The 19002-nt window shown below is 64.5% G+C and carries 16 protein-coding genes; 6 read left to right on the top strand and 10 right to left on the bottom strand.

Features of this window, described 5'->3' with window-relative positions:
• Window positions 1-61: 61 nt before the first annotated feature.
• The 10 genes from ACHMW7_RS09990 to ACHMW7_RS09945 form a co-directional block, all read right to left on the bottom strand.
• Window positions 62-934, bottom strand: coding sequence for a DUF1684 domain-containing protein (locus ACHMW7_RS09990; protein WP_395450098.1), 873 nt, complete (start codon window positions 932-934; stop codon window positions 62-64).
• Between the two features lie 57 nt (window positions 935-991).
• On the bottom strand, window positions 992-2314 hold the full coding sequence (locus ACHMW7_RS09985) for an acyl-CoA thioesterase/BAAT N-terminal domain-containing protein (RefSeq protein ID WP_395450097.1): 1323 nt from the start codon (window positions 2312-2314) through the stop codon (window positions 992-994).
• 31 nt (window positions 2315-2345) lie between these two features.
• On the bottom strand, window positions 2346-3260 hold the full coding sequence (locus ACHMW7_RS09980) for an Ldh family oxidoreductase (RefSeq protein ID WP_395450096.1): 915 nt from the start codon (window positions 3258-3260) through the stop codon (window positions 2346-2348).
• Complete coding sequence (locus ACHMW7_RS09975; RefSeq protein ID WP_395450095.1) at window positions 3257-3970, bottom strand: GntR family transcriptional regulator; 714 nt, start codon at window positions 3968-3970, stop codon at window positions 3257-3259. Before ACHMW7_RS09975 ends, ACHMW7_RS09980 begins: the two co-directional genes overlap by 4 nt.
• 21 nt (window positions 3971-3991) lie before the next feature.
• Window positions 3992-4807, bottom strand: coding sequence for an ABC transporter permease (locus ACHMW7_RS09970; protein ID WP_395450094.1), 816 nt, complete (start codon window positions 4805-4807; stop codon window positions 3992-3994).
• Window positions 4804-5574, bottom strand: a complete 771-nt coding sequence (locus ACHMW7_RS09965; protein WP_395450093.1) for an ABC transporter ATP-binding protein — start codon at window positions 5572-5574, stop codon at window positions 4804-4806. The genes ACHMW7_RS09970 and ACHMW7_RS09965 overlap by 4 nt, the downstream gene beginning before the upstream one ends.
• A gap of 32 nt (window positions 5575-5606) precedes the next feature.
• Window positions 5607-6623, bottom strand: coding sequence for an ABC transporter substrate-binding protein (locus ACHMW7_RS09960; protein ID WP_395450092.1), 1017 nt, complete (start codon window positions 6621-6623; stop codon window positions 5607-5609).
• 305 nt (window positions 6624-6928) lie between these two features.
• On the bottom strand, window positions 6929-8719 hold the full coding sequence (gene ade / locus ACHMW7_RS09955) for an adenine deaminase (protein WP_395450091.1): 1791 nt from the start codon (window positions 8717-8719) through the stop codon (window positions 6929-6931).
• A gap of 74 nt (window positions 8720-8793) precedes the next feature.
• Entirely contained in the window at window positions 8794-10191 is a 1398-nt protein-coding gene (locus ACHMW7_RS09950; RefSeq protein WP_395450090.1) for an NCS2 family permease, read from the bottom strand.
• Window positions 10192-10248: 57 nt separating this feature from the next.
• The gene (locus ACHMW7_RS09945; RefSeq protein ID WP_395450089.1) at window positions 10249-12063 is read right to left on the bottom strand and encodes an adenine deaminase; all 1815 of its coding nucleotides are present in this window, start codon (window positions 12061-12063) and stop codon (window positions 10249-10251) included.
• Window positions 12064-12167: 104 nt separating this feature from the next.
• On the opposite strand from ACHMW7_RS09945, the gene ACHMW7_RS09940 reads away from it, so the two are divergent.
• The 6 genes from ACHMW7_RS09940 to ACHMW7_RS09915 all read left to right on the top strand — a co-directional run bounded on the left by ACHMW7_RS09940 (window position 12168) and on the right by ACHMW7_RS09915 (window position 18997).
• A complete protein-coding gene (locus tag ACHMW7_RS09940) occupies window positions 12168-13106 on the top strand; it encodes a LysR substrate-binding domain-containing protein (protein ID WP_395450088.1) in 939 nt (312 codons plus the stop codon).
• A 241-nt stretch (window positions 13107-13347) separates the two neighbouring features.
• On the top strand, window positions 13348-14379 hold the full coding sequence (locus tag ACHMW7_RS09935; protein ID WP_395450087.1) for a substrate-binding domain-containing protein: 1032 nt from the start codon (window positions 13348-13350) through the stop codon (window positions 14377-14379).
• 86 nt (window positions 14380-14465) lie between these two features.
• Window positions 14466-16004, top strand: coding sequence for a sugar ABC transporter ATP-binding protein (locus tag ACHMW7_RS09930; RefSeq protein WP_395450086.1), 1539 nt, complete (start codon window positions 14466-14468; stop codon window positions 16002-16004).
• A 13-nt stretch (window positions 16005-16017) separates the two neighbouring features.
• On the top strand, window positions 16018-17004 hold the full coding sequence (locus ACHMW7_RS09925) for an ABC transporter permease (RefSeq protein ID WP_395451304.1): 987 nt from the start codon (window positions 16018-16020) through the stop codon (window positions 17002-17004).
• Between the two features lie 20 nt (window positions 17005-17024).
• Entirely contained in the window at window positions 17025-18005 is a 981-nt protein-coding gene (locus ACHMW7_RS09920) for a sugar-binding transcriptional regulator (protein WP_395450085.1), read from the top strand.
• Window positions 18002-18997, top strand: coding sequence for an aldo/keto reductase (locus tag ACHMW7_RS09915; RefSeq protein ID WP_395450084.1), 996 nt, complete (start codon window positions 18002-18004; stop codon window positions 18995-18997). The genes ACHMW7_RS09920 and ACHMW7_RS09915 overlap by 4 nt, the downstream gene beginning before the upstream one ends.
• Window positions 18998-19002: the final 5 nt, after the last annotated feature.

Raw genomic sequence — 19002 nt, 5'->3', positions numbered from 1 at the left:
TCGACGACGGGAGCTATTGCCGGACGCTCGCGGTGACGCCCGTTCAGCCAGCGCCGTTTGTTCAGGCCTTGTAGGTCATGGTCCTGACCACATCCTGCGCCGGGCGCTTTTCACCGGCGAGCACCTCGAAATCGAGCTGGTTCTCGCGCGGCACCAGCGGACAGGTGACGAAGTTGGTGAAGGCGCAGGGCAGCGCCACCGCATAGTTGAAATCGATCCAGTCGATGCGGCTGTTGCTGGCGTCGGTGAACTGCAGCTCGATGACGCGGCCGGCGCCATAGGTGACGGGGCCGCTGGTCTTGTCGCGGACATGGGCCACCGGCTGCACGCCTGTTGGCGTGTCCTTGCCGATCAGCTCGATGCTGTAGCTCTTGCCCTTGTGCTCGAAGGTGAAGGTGCCGATGCGCGGCGTCGATTCACGCACGCCGGCTTCCACGGTTTCGGCCTCGTATTCGGTAAGCGCGGTCGGCGTATAGGTGCCTGCAATACGCCAGGCGGGATCATAATCGAAGGCGCTGACGCCAGCTTCTTCCACTGTCGTCGCCACCCTGGGGTCACGCACCCGCACACCGTAGAGGGACTGGCCGTTGCTCTTGCTGCGCAGGATCGCTTCGACCTCGTTGACGCCGAAATAGACCGGCTCGCTCTTGCCATGGCCATAGGTCTGGTTGCGGCCCGGGACGATTTCGACCGGTCCGGTCGGGTATTTGCCATTGACCGAAAGGTTGGGTCCCGAGGCCGGCGGGGTGAACATGACCTTGCCGTCCTCGACCGACCAGGTGCCGGGAAGCAGATCGAAACTCAGGTCCTTGTCGTTTGCTTCCAGCCAGTACTGGGCCACCAGCGAGGTCCAGCCATAGGGGCGGAACATCTTGGCGACATGGGCGTAGCGCCATTCACGCCACTGGCCTTCCAAATGTTCTCTTGTGGGCATGTTCGTCTCCCTTTCGAAGAATTCAGCTGTCTGCTTGTGCATCGGGGTTAGGTGGGCTCAGCCTTGACCGGCTGAGCCGGTGACCTCGCCGAGGAAGGCGAGCATGCCGCGCCAGGAACCGTCGTCGGCCCTGGAATTGCCGGAGGGCGTGCCGCCATTGGTGTAGGGAACCTTCGAGACCGGGTGCAGCCGGCTCAGCTGCGTCGACGGCACGATCGGCAGGTTGATGGCGTGGCCGGCATCGTCGAAGTCGAGATGGCGGACCAGATGCGGATGGTCGTGCCGGTCGAGCGTCGAGACGACCATGCGGGAATACAGGCTGGACGGCCAGGCGCGGTCGTCGCGGCCCGAGATCAGCAGCACCGGGCCGGCGATATTCTCGACCGGAATGCGCGCCTGCGCCACAAGTGCGGTGTCCTTGAGCCCCTCGAAAAAGACCGAATGATGCCGGTTTGGCGGGGCATCGCCGGCCCAGGGGTGCCAGTGCACGGCGGCATTGTCCTGCCACAGATGCGGCAGCGCAACGCCGTCCCTGGTCCAGCTGGTGCCCTGCCAGCCGCCACGCGCCGGATCGCCCGCACCCTGGGCGCCATGGACCACGGCACCGGGAACGAATGCGATCACGGCGGAGACCAGCTCCGGGAAGGTGGCGCCCAACAAGAGCGCGAGCTCGCCGCCGCGCGACTGGCCGCTGACCGCAACGAAGCCGTCTTTCGGCTGCAGCTCCCGGCGCGCCCAGCGCAGGCCGGTCTCGAGATATTCGAGCGGTGTTTCGGTGATGAAAGGTGACAGGCCAGGTGCCTTGAAATAGCCAAGCGCAAAAGCGCGGTAGCCGCGGGAAGCAAGCAAGGCGGCGCGCGGTTCGTTGATGCCGCCACCCGAGCCGTTGAGCACCACCACAACAGGATGGGGCCCTGGCCCGGCCGGCGTGAACAGCGTGCCGACCAGCCCGTCGTCGCGAATGTCCCGACGCTCGACCCCGGACACGGCAAAGCTCTGGCAGAGCCTGGCCTCGGTCTTGATGCCAGCGGCGGTTTCGGCCGTCAGCGTCGTCTGCAGCGGCTGCATGACATCGTCCGGGAAGAGCTCGGCGCTCGCGCTGTCGATCGGCTGCTGGCTCCAGATCAGCCCCATGCCTGAGACTTCCGCATAGTCGCCGCCGACCGGCGCGTCACGGCTCAGGTCGACCACGCCCAACGCGTCGGCCATGAAGGTCGCCTGGCTCATCCAGGTCACGCCGCGCGCCCGTGTCGTGCGGGCGGAGATGGCGACCAGTTCGTCGGGCGCGAGGCCGGAGACGACGATCCGGCGCGGCTCGTCGATCAGGCCGTCGACGGCATCGATGGAAAAGACAGGTGCGGAAACGGGCTTTGTCGTCATCTGGAACTCTGCAGGGAGGTGGCCGGCGTGATCATCGGCCTGACGGGCCGGTCATGCGGGCGAGATGGGCGTCGAGGCGCTGGGCGAAATCGGCGTCCAGTTCGGCTTGCGGCGACAGGCTGCCGCCGCGCGGCCAGTGACCGCCGCCGTCGGTCCAGTCGCGCTTCAACCCGGCAAGCCTTGTTTGCCAGTCGACATCGTCGCCGGCCCGCGCAGGATCGAAGGCGAGGATGAACACACCGCGGCCTTTCGCATCGCCCCGGCCGCCGCCGGCGACGCCGGCCATCAGTTCGACCACCAGCCCGAGCAGCGAGCCGATCTGGCCGCCGCGCGGCAGCAACGCCGCAACCTCCGTAGCGATGCTGGTCGGCCGTCCTTCGCCGTCGAGCGCGATGCCGTCAGGCAAAAGCGCGCCGGAGACACGGGCATTGCGGATATCGGCCATGGTGGCCGTGCTGGTGGCGACGTCGATGACGACGCGGTCAGCACCCTGCCCGATGGCAAGCGCCAGCGGATTGGTGCCGATCACCGCACGGCTGCCGCCATGTGGCGCAACGAAGGGCGGCCCCTCGGCGCCGGCGATGCCAAGCAGCCCGGCATCGGCGAGATGGCGAACGAACGGCGCGAGCCGGCCAAAACCCCTGACGCCGCGCAGGAAGACGGCGGCGACGCCGAACTGCCTGGCAGCCTGGGCCAGATCGAGTGTGGCGCTGGCAACCGCCAGCGGCGCAAAGCAGGAGGAGCAGTCGAGCCAGTCTATGGCCTGCGCGCCGGCGCGCGCCGGCGCAGGCGTGGCATCAACAGTCCATTCATCGAGCATGGCGATGCCAAAGCGCGGCAGGCCGAGCGCATCGGCCTCGACCAGCGCCGAAGCCGCGAGCTTTGCTGCCGCGCTGCCGCCCAGCGCCACCGCCAGCCGGCCGGCCGCATCAGGGATCGCGATCATTCGCCCGGGCTCCGCGCTGTGCCGCCAAGCTGGATCTCGCTTGCCGACAAATAGCCCAGGGTCATCAGGCGTTCGATCAGGAATTCCCTGGAGTGCTTGATATGGGCGAACTCGATCGCCGCGGCCCGCTCGCCGTCGCCGGCTGCGATCGCATCGACGAGGGCGGTGTGCTCATCGGAGTGCTCGCCGGCCTTGACGGTGAAATCGATGGCGAAGCGCAGCAGGCGTTCGAGCTCGTCGAACAGGGTCTCGGAGAGGGTGACGACACGCTTGTTGCGGCTGCAGCGGGCAATAGCGAGGTGAAAGCGCCGCGCCACCTGTTGCATGGTGCCGATATCCATCGGCGCGGCGTATTCCCTGACGATCTGGCGCAGCAGGGCAATTTCGGCCGGCGTGGCGTAGCGTGCCGCCTGCCTGGCCGCATGCGGCCCGATCGCGGCGCGCATGTCGAGAATGTCGTGCACCGCCTGGAAGGTGATGGGGGCGACGCGATAGCCGCTGCGCGGCAGGATCGTCACCAGCCCGTCGGCGGCGAGCCTCTGCATGGCATCGCGCACCGGCGTCTTCGAGACCTCGTAATGGCTGGCAATGGAGGCTGCGTCGAGCGTCGTCCCCGGCACGATCTCGCAGCGCATGATCTCCTGGCGCAGTGCCAGGTAGATGCGCTCCGAGACAGGGGCATTCGCGGTGGGGTCGGCCTCGACGGTCATCAGCCTGTGCTCCTCAGTGCCTCAATGCTTCGCCCAGGGCACGAGCTTACGCTCGATCAGCTCCAGCGCGAGGATGGTGAAGTAGCCGAGCGCCGAAATCACCACGATGCCGACGAACATGCGCGACACCGCGAAGGTCTGCCACGACGCCCAGATGAAGAAGCCGACGCCGCTGCGCGCGCCGAGGAACTCGGCCGCCGCGATGATGATGTAGGACGAGCCGGCCGCAAGCCTGAGCCCGGTGAAGATGTTGGGCAGTGCCGATGGCAGCGCGATGCGGAAGAAGGTCTGCAAGCGCGTCGCACCGGCGTTCTTGGCGACGTCGAGATAGATCTGCGGCGTCTGCATCACCCCGCCCATGGTGTTGTAGAGCAGCAGGAAAAACACGCCGATGGCGATGACGACGAATTTCGAGGCGTCGCCGACGCCGAAGATCAGAAGGATCAGCGGCAGGATGGCGATCTTCGGCACCGGATAGAGTGCGGCAAAGATCGGCCCGAGCACGCGCCGCGCCGGCTGCGACAGGCCAAGGAACAGGCCAAGCAGGATGCCTGGAATGGCGCCCATGACGTAGCCGACCGAGACACGGCGCAGCGTCGCGCCGATATGGTCGAAGATTTCGAAGCTCATGATCATCTGCCAGGCGGTGCCGGCAATGGCGCTGGGTGGCGGAAAGAAGCGCCTGTCGATGACGTTGAGCTGCGAGGCGACCTCCCACAGCAACAAAAGCAGCAGCGGGCTGAAATAGGAAATGGAGCGGAACAGCCGCTCGCGCTGGGCCGGTGTCTTGAGCTCGCGGATCTGCTCTTCGGTCAGTTTTGCAGTGACGAGGCTCATGCCTGATGCTCCGGCGAGGTTGAGGCCAACAGGCGCCAGACCTCATAGGTGAGGTCCCAGAAACGCTTGTCGCGGCGCATCTCGACGACGTCGCGCGGCCGGTCGAAGGGCACGGCAAGATCGGCGATGATGGTGCCGGGGCGCGGCGACATCACCAGCACCCGGTCGGCCAAGGTCAGTGCCTCGTCGACGCTGTGGGTGATGAACACGACGGTCTTTCCCGTCGTCTCCCAGATGCGCAGCAACTCCTGCTGCAGCACCAGCCGCGTCTGCTCGTCGAGCGCGCCGAACGGCTCGTCCATCAAAAGGATCTCGCGGTCGTCGACCAGCGCGCGCGCCACCGACACACGCTGCTTCATGCCGCCGGACAGCCTGTGCGGCAGCGCATCGGCGAAATCGCTCAAACCCGTCAGTTCAAGCAGTTCGTCGACCCGCGCACGGCGCTTTGCTGCTGAGACACCCTTCAGGGAGAGCGGAAAGCCGACATTTTCGCGCACGGTGAGCCAGGGCAGCACCGACGCTTCCTGGAACACCATCGCCGGCGGGCTGTCGCTCTTCATGTCGATGCTGCCGCCGAGCTTGGTTTCAAGCCCGGCAAGGATGCGCAGCACCGTCGTCTTGCCGCAGCCGCTGGGACCGACGATGCAGACGAATTCGCCACGCTTGACCTCGAACTCGACCTCATAGGCAGCGACCGTGGTGCGGTCGCTGTCGGCGTCGTAGAAGGCCTTGGTGAGGTTGCGCACCTCGATCGCCGTCTCGCTCATCATACCCGCCCCCAGCGGCAACGCGGCCTGCGTCACTTCTTGGCCACGAGTTCGTTGGCGCGCTTCAACAGGTCGCTGCGATAGACCGAGGTGATGTCGACATCGCCCTTGTATTCAAGGTCGCCACGCTTGCGGAAAAACGCCTCCTGCTCGCGCACCGAGTTGAGGTCGATCGACCCGTCTTCCGAACGGATGGTGTAGGCAATGCCCTGCAGCAGCGACTTTTCGGTGCCGGTGTAGCGGGCGACGATGTCGAGCACCTTGTCATCCTTCCAGCCGCCATTGTCGAGCAGGCGCGCCGCCTTGAGATAGGCGGCGAGGAAGTTGACGACGGCACCCTCATTTTGCTGCACGAACTCCTTGTTGAAGGCAATGAAGCCCAGTTCGGTGCCGAAGGTATGGTCCTCGACCAGGCGGCGACCCAGGCCCTCGCGCTCGAGCTGCAGGGCGAAGGGTTCGATGCTCCAGCCGGCCTCGAGGCCGCCATTGGCGAAGGCAGCGGCGGTGGCGGGCGGCGGCAGGTAGATCGCCTCGACGTCGTCGACGGTCAGCCCGCCCTTTTCCAGCGCCTTGGCGACCGAATACATGCCGAAGCCGCCAGGCCCGGGAATGCCGACGCGCTTGCCTTTCAGGTCCTGCACCGTGCGGATACCGGCATCCCAGGCGGCCTGCGAAACCATGAAGGGCGACGGCGACGGCACCGTGTTCGGCATCTTGGCCGAGGTCGCGACAATGGCGACGGTTGCGCCCGCATTGATCGAGTTGAACAACCCGGCACCCCAGGTCGCAGCCCCTGCCTGGACATTGCCCGAGGCCAGCATCTGGATCGTCTCGGCAGTGCCGCTCTTCGGCGACAGCGTCACGTCGACGCCATACTCGTCGAAATAGCCGAGATCCTCAGCCAGGAAGAACGGCGCGTAGTCGGCAAAGGGCGAATAGAGGAATTCGATCTTCGGCTTGTCCTCAGCCACCGCACCGCCTGCCGCGCCGGCCATAAGGCCAGCCGCAAGTGCTGAGACAAGAAATCCGCGACGATTGACGGCAACCATAAGAACCCTCTCCATTGAGCGATCAGCCAGACTTTGATGTCCTGGATTTTGCAACTGATGCATCACATGGAGAAGGTGATATTTTCTAATCTGCTTGGCAAGCGGAAAATTCGCGTTCGCAATCGCACAGGATCTCAGCAAGTTTTCGGAGCATTGGCCGGGCACTGTCGGCAGTCGCGGCATCGATCGATCGGGCCCTGTCCGGCGCTGCCCCCGCGGAGGCGAGCAAAATCACGGGCCCGCAAAGCGTAACTCGGCCAGCCATTTCCCTGGCTGGCCGAGTTGTCGGTCCATTCCAGCGGCGATCAGTCCGCGATGATGACGTCGGTTTTCTCGAACTTGGTGACGTCGATCAGCCCCTTGTCCGAGATGCGCAGTTCCGGGATCACGACGAGCGCCAGCAGCGAGTGCTGCATATAGGCGTTGTTGAGCTGACAGCCGCATGCGCGCATCGCCTCGACCAGCCTGCCGGCCTTCACCGCGACCACTTCGGCGCGCTCGTCCGACATCAGGCCGGCAACCGGCAGCTCGACCAGCGCGAGTTCCTCGCCCTCGCTGATCATGACGATGCCGCCGCCGACCTGCTGCAGCCGGTTGGCGGCCTTCGCCATGTCGGCCTTGTTGGTGCCAACGACGATGATGTGGTGGCTGTCATGCGCAACGGTCGAGGCCATGGCGCAATCCTTGCTGTAGCCGAAGCCCGAGACGAAGGCATTGACCACCCCGCCGGTCGCCTTGTGGCGTTCGACGAGCGCGATCTGGCAGACGTCGTTGGTTCGGTCCATGCCAACGATGCCGTGCTCGACCGGGAGCTGCCGGACCAATGCCTTGGTCGGCGCCTGGTTTTCGACAACGCCGATGACCCGCACCTTCACTTCGGACGCATTGGAAGCGGCGATGTCGAAGTCCTCGGCCACAAGCGTCTTGCCAAGCTTCACCGTGTTCTTGGCGCTGTCGGGATAGGCGTAAGCAGGCATGTCAGTGGCCAGCGCACCGTCCCTGGCCAACAGCTTGCCGCGCGCGAAGACCATCTCGACCGGCAACGATGCCAAATCCGAACTGATGATCAGGTCGGCGCGCCGGCCCGGCGCGATCGAGCCCAGCTCGCGTTCCATGCCGAAATGCTGGGCGGTGTTCAGCGTCGCCATCTGGATCGCGGTGACTGGTTTCAGCCCTTGCGCGATGGCGTGGCGGACCACCCGGTTCATGTGTCCGTCATTGACCAGCGTGCCCGAATGGCTGTCGTCGGTGCAGAGAATGAAATTGCGCGGGTCGATGCCGCGTTCGGTGATCGCCTTGATCTGTGCTGCGACATCGTACCAGGCCGAGCCCAGCCGCAGCATCGCCCGCATGCCCTGGCGGACACGCGCAATGGCATCTTCCACCGTCGTGCCCTCATGGTCGTCGGCGGGACCACCTGCGACATAGGCGTGGAAGGCACGGCCGAGATCGGGCGAGGCATAGTGACCACCGACGGTCAGACGCGCCGCCTGGGTTGCGGCGATCTCGGCCACCATCTTGGGGTCGTTGGCCGCGACGCCGGGAAAATTCATCATTTCGCCAAGACCGATGATGTTCGGCCAGGCCAGCGCCTCCCTGACATCGTCGGCGCTGAGCTGCGCTCCCGCCGTTTCCAGTCCCGGCGCGCTCGGCACGCAGCTCGGCACCTGCACCAAAACGTTGATCGGCAGGCTTTGCGCTTCGTCGTTCATCAGCCGCACGCCAAACAGGCCAAGCACATTGGCGATCTCATGCGGGTCGATGAACATCGTCGTCGTGCCGTGCGGAATGACGGCGCGGGCGAATTCGGTCACCGTCACCAGGCCGCTTTCGACATGCATGTGGCCGTCGCACAGGCCCGGCACGAGATAGCGGCCTTCGGCGTTCACGACAGTGGTTTTGTCGCCGATCGTATGGCCGGCGTCGGGTCCGACATAAGCGAAGCGCCCGGCCGAGATCGCGATGTCGGTGTGCGGCACGATCTCGCCGGAATAGACGTTGACCCATTTGCCGTTGCGGATCACCAGATCGGCTGGTGTCCGCCCCATCGCCACGTCGACAAGTCGCGGGGCGGTTTCAGACCAAGGCAGAAGCATGTGAAGGATGTCCTTAAAAGCGAGCGTCTGGCGGGCGCCGAAACGCCCGCCTCGGCACTACTGGATCTGGGGCGCTACTGGATCTGGGCGACGAGTGCGGCTGCCAGCAGTGCGACGAACCACATGATCGGCTTCACCTCGCCGGCCTTGCCGACGACCAGCTTGAGCAGCACATAGGCGATGATCGCCAGCGACAGCCCAAGCGTGATCGAAAAGGTCAGCGGGATCAGCACGATGGCGAGGAAGGCCGGAATGGCCTCTTCGGCATCCGACCAGCGGATCCGGCCCATCGGCTCGGACATGAACAGTCCGGTCAGGATGAGAACCGGGGCCGTGGCAATCGCCGGCACCAGCGACAGCAGCGGCGACAGGAACAGGAAGGGCAAAAACAGCAGGCCGGCGACAAGCGCGACCAGCCCCGAGCGGCCACCCTGCGCGATGCCGGCGCCCGATTCCAGATAGACGGTCGCCGGGCTGGTGCCGAGCGGCGCGGAGATCAGCGCCGCCACGGCATCGACATGCATCGATTCCTTGATGTTGCGCGGCATGCCGTCCTCGTCCTTGAGGTTGGCCGCTTCGGCCAGCCCGAGAAAGGTCGACAGCGCTTCGACGAAATTGGTGAACAGGAACACAAAGATGAACGGGATGTAGGCGACCTCAAGTGCACCGAGCAGGTCGACCTGCCAGACGAAGCTGAAGTCCGGCGCGGCCGACAGGCCGCTCCAGTTGACCAGCGTCGTCACGTCGGGCGTCTCAGGCGAAAACGCGCTGCCATTGCCCCACCAGCGGCCGATCGGGATCGAAATCAGCGTCGTCAGGATCATGCCGGCCATCATCGCACCCGGCACGCGCCGGACGACCAGCCCCACCGTCACGATGAACCCGGCAATGAAGGTCAAGGTGACGGGGTTGAAGGTGGTCAGGCCGACAATGGTGTCGGGGTTGGAGACGATGAACTTGGCATTGACCAGGCCGATCAGCGCGATGAACAGGCCGATGCCGCAGGCGATGCCATAACGAAGGTCGGTCGGGATCGCTTCGATGACCGTGCTTCTGAGATTGAGCACCGCCATGATGGTGAACAGCACGCCGGCCCACAACACGCAGCCGAGCGCGATTTCCAGCGGCACCTTGGCGCCGATCACCATCGTGTAGGCAAACAGCGCGTTGATGCCCATGCCCGGCGCGACAAGGATCGGGCTGCGCGCATAAAGCCCCATCGCGCAGCTGCCGATGAAGCTGACCAGCACGGTCGCTGTCACCCCAGCCGAAAACGGGATGCCGGCATGGGCAAGGATCGATGGATTGACGACGATGACGTAGGACGCGGCCAAAAACGTCGTCAGGCCGGCCAGGATTTCGGTCCGCATGGTGGAGCCGAGCCTGGTGAATTGAAAATGGCGGTCGAGGACGGCGTGCAGCCAGGATGGCTGCACGCCCGCACTCGCCGAAATCTGCGGCTGGTAGTTCATGTATTCCTCCCCTTATTGTCTGGTTCCGACGCGGCTAATTTGCCAAGGCAGCGTTCCTCACTCCGCTGCCACGGCCCTTCCTTGTTCGAGGGTGGGCTCGAGATTGGGTTCGAGGATCGGCGACGTCACCGTCAGCTTGACGCAGTCGATCACCCCCAGATCGGTGATGGCGTAGTCGGGTATCGCGGTGATCTGCAGCACGAACATGTACATGAACGGCCACGGCAGATCGCAGCCGAGGCTGCGCGCCGCATCGTCGAGCCTGCCCTCGATGGCGGCCATTTCCTGCGGCTCGATGTCGGAGACGATGCCGCCGATCGGAAGATGAAGGAACTCGAGGATTTCTCCATCCTTGACCACCACCTGCCCGCCATTGTTGGCGATGAGATGGTTGATGGCGACCGTCATGTCTTCGGGGCTGGTGCCGACACAGATGATGTTGTTGTCGTCGGGCGCCGTCGAACTGGCCATCGCGCCGGCCTTGAGGCCGAAGCCCGAGGTGAAGGCGACGGGCCGGTGCTGCGTCTTTCCATAACGCTCGACGACGGTGACATACTGGATGTTCTGGTCGAGATCGGCGAGCACCCGGCCATTGCGAACCGGAAGCGTCACCTCGCGCTTGGTGCGGACGAAGACCTTTTCGGGTGTGACCGCAATCGCCATGGCCCGGGCGGAATTGCCGTCGCCCTGATAGGGAACGACAATGTCGTCGACGGAGATCGGAGCGACCTTGATCGAGCGCAGCAACGCTTCGCTGCGCGGCGGCGGCGACAGCTCGACCGCCATCTTGCCGTCCCGCGCCGCGACCGCACCGTTGGCGATCACCGCTTCGATGCGGAACTCGCGCAGGTCGTTGACGATCAAGATGTCGGCTGCGCGGCCAGGCGAAATCGATCCGACCTTCTCATCGATCCTGAGCGCGTCGGCACCGTTGATCGTCGCCATCTGGATCGCCGCCATCGGCGAGATGCCCATCGCAATCGCCATGCGCACCATGTTGTCGAGATGGCCGCGGACAAGGATGTCGCTCGCCACCACGTCGTCGGTGCAGAAGCTGATGCGGCGCAACGCCTTGACGCCCATCTCGGTGACGATGCGCAGATTGTCGGACAGGAAATGCGAAATCGACGACTCGCGCACCACCACATGCATGCCGGCGCGCAGCTTCTCCAGCATCTCCTCGGGCGAGTAGCTTTCATGGTCGGCGCGCACGCGGGCCTGCTGGTAGCCGTTGAGCCGTGCGCCGCGCGTCATCGGGCAGCAGCCGAGCACCGGAAGCCGGCTCTTTTCGGCGATTTCGAGCGCCTTCATCACGTCGGGATCTTCTTCCTGGATGAACTCGCGCACCGTCTCCCAGATGCCGACGCATTCCGGCCAGTGATGGGTCGCGGCATGGTCGGCCGGCCCGAAATAATGGCCGACGGTCGAGCGCGGCATGGTGTAGGGCGTCTTGCAGGGCGCGCCCCAGAACACCTTCAGCGGTGTCTGCTTGGCTTCGTCGAGGAACTCCCGCGCTGCCGCCGGACCACCGACCACGATAATCTGGTCGAGCCCGGTGACGATCGAGGTCGTGCCGAGCGGCACGACGGCCTTGGCGAAACTGGTGATCGACAGTTTCGAGCATTCGACGTGAAGATGGCCGTCGATCATGCCCGGGCACAGGTACTTGCCCGATGCGTCGACGATCTCGGTGTCGGGGCCGATATGATCGGAGATGTCGCCAACGGCGACGATGCGGTTGCCGTAGACGGCGATGTCGGCCTGGTAGATTTCCTCCGACACGACGTTGACCAGCCTGCCGCCGCAAACCGCCAATGTCGCCTTGGCTTCCCGCCCCGACGCCGCACGTATGAATTCCCTGATATCAGTCAATCGAACCTCCCTGGTTGAGGGGAGTATTTCGAGCCGATGTCGTTTACACAATTGGCCGAAGTCGGCTATTTATTGGACAGATCATCCAATGGATTGGACGAAATATGGACCTCTCGGTCATCGACTGTTTCGTGAAAGTCGCCGACGCGCGCTCGATCTCTGCGGCATCACGGCTTCATCGGCTGCCCAAATCGACGCTCAGCCATCGCATCCGGCAGTTGGAGGACGAGTTCGGCATGGAGCTGTTCGTCCGCGAGGGCCATCATCTCCACGTCACCGATGCCGGCTCGGAGCTGTTGCGCCACGCCAGGCGCATCCAGGCCAGTTGCGAGGACGCAGCAACGGCACTTGCCGAAATGCGCCAGGAGGTGGCCGGCACGCTGCGCGTCGGCTCGACCGGCGAGTTCGGCACGACCATCACCTCGGAACTGCTTTATGCCTTCCGCCAGCAATATCCTCAGGTCAATCTCGATGTCGTCTTCCTGACGTCGCGGCAGCCTTTCTCCGACGTGACCGAACAGGCTCTCGACGGCATCTTCCACTGGGGTGAGCCCCTGGATGTCGACTACATCAGCCGCCGCCTGTCGACGGCGTCCTACGGGCTTTATGCCAGCCCCGACTATCTCGCCCGCCATGGCACGCCTGAGACGACCGACGAGCTGGGCGCGCATCGCGGGCTGATCTTCCGCCAGCCGACGCGGCCGCAATCCTGGTACCTGGCGCAGAACGGGCGAAGCGAGATCGACATCCTGCCGGCCGCCAATTGCATCGCCAACGACTACTGGACGCTCAAATATTTCGCTGTCGCCGGCGAGGGCCTGGCCTATCTGCCCGGCTTTTTCGTCGAGACCGAGTGCGAGAATGGCATCCTTGTTCCGGTGTTGCCGCAATGGCGGTCGCCGGAAACGGCGATCAATCTCATCTACTCGCGCCGCCGCCACGTCTCGCGCCGCTTCAAGGCGTTTGTCGAATTCTGCATCGAATTCTACCGTGGCCGCGAAGGCAAGCGCATCCCGCGCTATTATGTCGAGAAGGTCGGCTGAAACAAACCCCTGCCGGGCTGAGCGCCCGCAAACACGTCCCGGACCCGCCGACAATTCGGCTGTACAAGCCAAAAGATGTGAAATATATTTCAATATGTGAATTTTATTGACTCATCGTCGGGACGCTGTAATCTCCACATCGTCGGCTTTCGGGAGGAAGTCCGGCGGCAATCAATCCACATAGCGGCGCCTCGGGCGGCCGCGACGGTCATTGAGGATGGCTTCGGCCAAGGGAGGAAACTTGCGCAAATTTTTGAGCACGCTCGCAATCGCGGCGGCTGCGTCGACCTGTTTGGCTTCGACCCAGGCGCTTGCCGAAACCGCCAACCCGTTCAAGTGCGAGCCGGGTGAGAAATACGTCATGAACGTCATGGTCTCGGGCGTCGAATACTGGTTCCCGGTCTATGAGATGTTCAAGCAGGCCGGCCAGCAGTTCGGCTGCGAGACCGAATACACCGGCACGCCCGAATATGACGTCAACAGGCAGATCGCCACCTTCGACCAGGCGCTGGCCCAGAAGCCGGCCGGCATCCTGGTCCATCCGATGAACTCCGATCCGTTCATCGAGCCGATCAACCGCGCCATCGAACAGGGCACCGCGGTCGTCACCTTCGCCGCCGACTCGCCCAACTCCAAGCGTGTCTCCTTCATCACCTCGGACAATCTGGCCGAAGGCACCTATGCCGCCGACGCCGTTGCCAAGGCGATGGACGGCAAGGGCGAATATGCCGTGCTGGAAAACCCCGGCCAGGACAACCACGACAAGCGCGTCTCGGCCTTCATCGCCCGCATGGAAGCCAAGTGGCCCGACATGAAGCTGGTCGGTCGTGCTGCCTCGAACCAGGATCCGACCAAGGCCTATCAGGCCGTGCTCTCCCTGGCCCAGGCGCATCCCGACCTCGGTGCGGTGTTCATGCCGGAAGCCAACTCGGCCATCGGTGCGGCCCAGGCGGCCAAGGAAGGCGGCGGCAAGATCAAGGTCATGCTCGCCGACGTCAACGCCAAGATCCTCGACATGATCAAGGCCGGCGAGATCTACGGCTCGGTCAACCCCAACCAGGGCATGCAGGGCTATACGGGCTTCATGCTGTTGTGGCTGGCCAAGCACCCCGACCTGATCGATCCGATGAACGACACCAAGCGTTCGGGTGCCAACGGCATGAGCGTGCCTTTCGTCGACAACGGCTTTTCCATCGTCACTGCCGAAAACGCCGACGACTTCTATTGGGACAAATATCTCAAGCGCCGTGGCACCAAGGGCATCGAGGAATAAGCTCGGCCCCTCGCCTCTCGGCAGAAAACCCTGGAAGGGGGCCTTGGTCCCCTTCCCCTTCGCGGCGCCCATCGCAGGAGCATGGCGTGACTGAGACGCCCATTCTTGAAATACGCGGCCTGTCCAAGGCATTCGGGCCGGTCAAGGCGCTCAGCGACGTGCGGTTCGAGCTCAAGCGCGGCGAGATCCATGCGCTGTGCGGCGAAAACGGCGCCGGCAAGTCGACGCTGATGAACATGATCGCCGGCGTGCTGCAACCCGACCACGGCGAGATCCTGATCGACGGCGCGGCGGTTTCGATCCCCTCGCCGGCGGCAGCCCAGCGCCTCGGCATCGCACTCGTCCACCAGGAGATCGCGCTGTGCCAGGATGCGACGGTCGCCGAAAACATCTACATGGCCGCGATCAACGGCCGCCGCGCGCCGCTGATGAATTTCCACAAGCTCTACACCGACGCGCAGAAGGTGATGGACCTGCTTGCGCCCATTCCGGTGCGCACCAGGGTCGCCGACCTTTCCATTTCCAACCAGCAGCTCGTCGAGATCGCCAAGGCGCTGACGCTCGACTGCAAGGTGCTGATGCTCGACGAACCCACCGCGGCACTGACCGAAGGCGAAGCGCAAAGGCTGTTTGCCATCGTGCGCGGTCTCAGGGATCGCGGCATTTCGGTGGTCTATATCAGCCATCGCATGGCCGAGATCTTCTCGTTGTGCGACCGCGTCACCGTCTTCCGCGACGGCCATTACGTCGCCACCGACCCGATCGCCGCGAGCTCACCCGACGATGTCGTGCGCAAGATGGTCGGCCGCGAGATCACCCAGCTTTATCCCGACAAGCTGGCGCCTGAGCAACCCGGCCGCCTGTTGCTTTCGGTCGAAAACCTGTCCGACGGCGACCGCTTCGCAGATGTGAAGCTGGAGTTGCGCGCCGGCGAAATCCTCGGCATCGGCGGCCTGATCGGTGCCGGCCGCAGCGAGATCGCCCAGACCATCTGCGGCCTGAGGCTAGCGATTTCAGGAACCGTCGCGCTCGACGGCACGGCACTTCGCATCCGCAACTACAGCGACGCCGTCAAGGCCGGCCTCGTCTACCTCTCGGAAGACCGCAAGGGTTCGGGCGTGTTCCTCGACATGCCGATCGCGGCCAACGTCTCCGCCCTTGACCTTGGCAAGCTGACCGGTTCGCTCGGCCTGCTCGACCGCAAGGCCGAAGACCGCCAGGCCACCGACCTGACCAGGCGCCTCGGCGTGCGCATGGCTGGCATCGACGCAGCCGTGTCGACGCTGAGCGGCGGCAACCAGCAGAAGGTGGCGATCGCCAAGCAGCTGTCGATCGACCCCAAGGTCATCATCATGGACGAGCCGACGCGCGGCATCGATGTCGGCGCCAAGGTCGAGATCCATCGCCTGCTGCGCCAGCTTGCCGGCAAGGGCGTCGGCATCGTCGTCATCTCATCGGAGCTGCCGGAGCTGATCGGCCTATGCGACCGCGTCATGGTGGTGCGCGAAGGCCGCATCGCCGGCGAACTCGGTGCCGACGAACTCGGCGAAGAAGCCATCATCATGCTCGCCTCGGGCGTCCAGAATTCGTCCAATCAAGAAAAGCAGGCCCAAAATGTCGCCTAGGGAAACGGACCTGATGCACGCCGAGATCAAGGCACCCGGTGGCACCGGGCGCATCAACTTCGCCCGCCTCGCCTCGATGCGCGAAGCCGGCCTAATCGTCATCATCCTGGCGCTGTGCATCGCCATGAGCTTTGCCTCGCCGCACTTCCTGACATGGGGCAATTTCCGCGCCATGCTGATGAGCTTCTCGATCGAGGGCATCGTCGTCGTCGGCATGACCATCCTTTTGATCGTCGGCGGCATCGACCTGTCGGTCGGCTCGGTGGTGTGTTTCTCGATGGTGGTGTCGGGCGCCTTGTTCCTCGCCGGGCTCGATCCGTGGACCGCCAGCCTGATCGGCATCGGCGTCAGCGCCCTGATCGGTGCCGCCATGGGCTTCTTCGTGACAGTTGTCGGGCTCAACCACTTCATCACCTCGCTTGCGGCGATGGTCATCGTGCGCGGCCTGTGCCTGGTCATCACCAAGGGCACGCCGCTGTCGCTGTTCACTTTGCCACCCGCCTTCAAGGCCATCGGCCAGGGCAGCTTCCACGGTCTGCCCTATGTCATCATCATCTTCGTCGTTGTCGTTGCGATCTTCGACTTCCTGCTGCGCCGCGCCACCGCCTTCCGCAAGGTGTTCTACACCGGCTCCAACGAGAAGGCGGCGCAGTTCTCCGGCATCAGGACCAAGCAGGTGAAGTTCTGGGTGACGGTGCTGTGCTCGACCCTCGCAGGCCTTGCCGGCGTCATCTACATGGCCCGCTTTGGTGCTGCGACGCCGACCTTCGGCGCCGGCATGGAGCTCAACATCATCGCCGCAGCTGTCATCGGCGGCGCCTCGCTCAATGGCGGCTCGGGCACCATCTTCGGCGCCATCTTGGGCATGGCGCTGCTTTCGGTGGTCACCAGCTCGCTGATCCTGCTCGACGTCTCGGTCTACTGGCAAGACATGATCAAGGGCTGCATCCTGCTGGCCGCCGTTTCCATCGACCACTTCCTGCACCGCAAGAAGTCCTGAGCATCCGGACGAGGCAGATCATGGCACCCCCAAACACCCGCGACGACATATCGACCGTCCGCCAGATGCATCAGGCGCTTGTGCTGCACTATGTCGAAGGCAAGACCCAGGCCGACATCGCCAGGGAGCTCGGCATCTCGCACGCCACCGTCAACCGGCTGATCAAGCGTGGCCACCAGCTCGGCCTCGTCGAGATCAAGATCAAGTCGCCGATCGACCATCTCGTCGACATCGAGGCGCGCCTCGTCGCACTTGGCGGCATCGAACGCGCCGTGGTCGTGCCATCGGTCTCGGACAATCCGCAGACCGCCTTGCAGCGTGTCGGCGAAGCGGCGGCCAGCCTGCTGCTCGACACCATCAAGGACGGCGACACCATCTCGATCACCGGCGGCAAGGGCGTCAGCGCGCTTGTTGCCGGGCTCAAGCCCGGCCGCCGCTACGATGTCGAGGTCATCCCGGCCACCGGCCTCGTCCAGGGCAAGCACTACACCGACGTCAACCACGTCGCGTCGCTGATGGCCGACAAGCTCGGCGGCCGCGCCTACCAGATCCATGCGCCGCTGTTTGCCGACACGCCGGAACAACGCGAAATGCTGATGGGCGTGCGCTCGGTCGCCGACGTCTTCCGCAAGGCGCGCGAGGCCGACGTCGCGGTGGTCGGCATCGGCTCGATCCTGACCGACGATTCCAGCTATTACGACCTGCATCCGTCCTCGAGCGCCGACCGCCGCGCCATCGAGCAGTCGGGCGCGTCGGGCGAACTGCTCGCCCACCTGATCGACAGCCACGGCAAGCTCTGCAGCTACGCGCTCAACCGCTCGCTGGTGTCGCTGACATTGGACGAATTCGCCACCATCCCGCGTTCGATCGGCATCGCCAGCGGGCCGAGCAAGGCAGCGCCGATCCTCAGCGCCATGCGCGGCAGTCATCTCGACACCATCGTCACCGACGAGGCGACAAGCCTCCAGATTCTCGACCTTGCCGAACAGGAGGCAGCATGAGCTCCCGACAAATCCAGCGCCGCATCGGCCGCTCCGACGTCTCCGCCTCGGCCGTAGGCCTCGGCACCTGGGCGATAGGCGGCTGGATGTGGGGCGGCACCGACGAGTTGGCCTCGATCCGCGCCATTGAAGCCTCCATTGAATCAGGCATCAGCCTGATCGACACAGCCCCCGCCTACGGTCTCGGCCGCAGCGAAGAGATTGTCGGCAAGGCGATCAGGGGCAAGCGTGACAAGGTCGTCATCGCCACCAAATGCGGCCTCAACTGGCATTCCGGCAAGGGCAACCACTTCTTCGACCAGGACGGCGAGCCGGTGCACCGCTATCTCGGCGCCGACGGCATCGCCCATGAGATCGAGCAGAGCCTGCGCCGCCTCGGCACCGACTACATCGATCTCTACATCACCCATTGGCAGGACCCGACGACGCCGATCGCTGAAACCATGGCGACGCTCGAAAAGCTCAAGGCAGATGGCAAGATCCGCGCCATCGGCGCTTCCAATGTCAGCGCCGAGGACCTCGAGCACTATGTCGCCGCCGGCCAGATCGACGCGATCCAGGAACGCTATTCGATGATCGATCGCGAGATCGAGACCAGCCTGCTGCCGATCACCCAGCGCAACGACATCGCCACGCTCAGCTACTCCTCGCTGGCGCTCGGCCTGCTGACCGGCATGATCGATCCGTCGCGCGAATTCAGCGGCGACGACCAGCGCAAGGGCAATCCGCGCTTCTCCGCCGCCAACAGGCAAAAGGTGGCGAAGCTCAAGCAGGCCATCGCGCCGGTCGCTGCACAGCACAAGGCGTCGATGGCCCAGATCGTCATCGCCTGGACACTGGCGCAGCCGGGCATCACCTTCGGCCTGTGCGGCGCGCGCACTGCCGAGCAGGCGCTCGACAATGCCCGGGCCGGCGAGATCACGCTTGGCGCCGACGAACTGGCAATCATCGACACGGCAATCGCCACGCATCTCACCTCCATGGATGCCTGAGCGAA

It is taken from the genome of Aminobacter sp. UC22_36 (assembly GCF_044056035.1).
In the GTDB taxonomy this organism is placed as follows: domain Bacteria; phylum Pseudomonadota; class Alphaproteobacteria; order Rhizobiales; family Rhizobiaceae; genus Aminobacter.
This window is presented reverse-complemented; position numbering and strand designations above follow the sequence as displayed.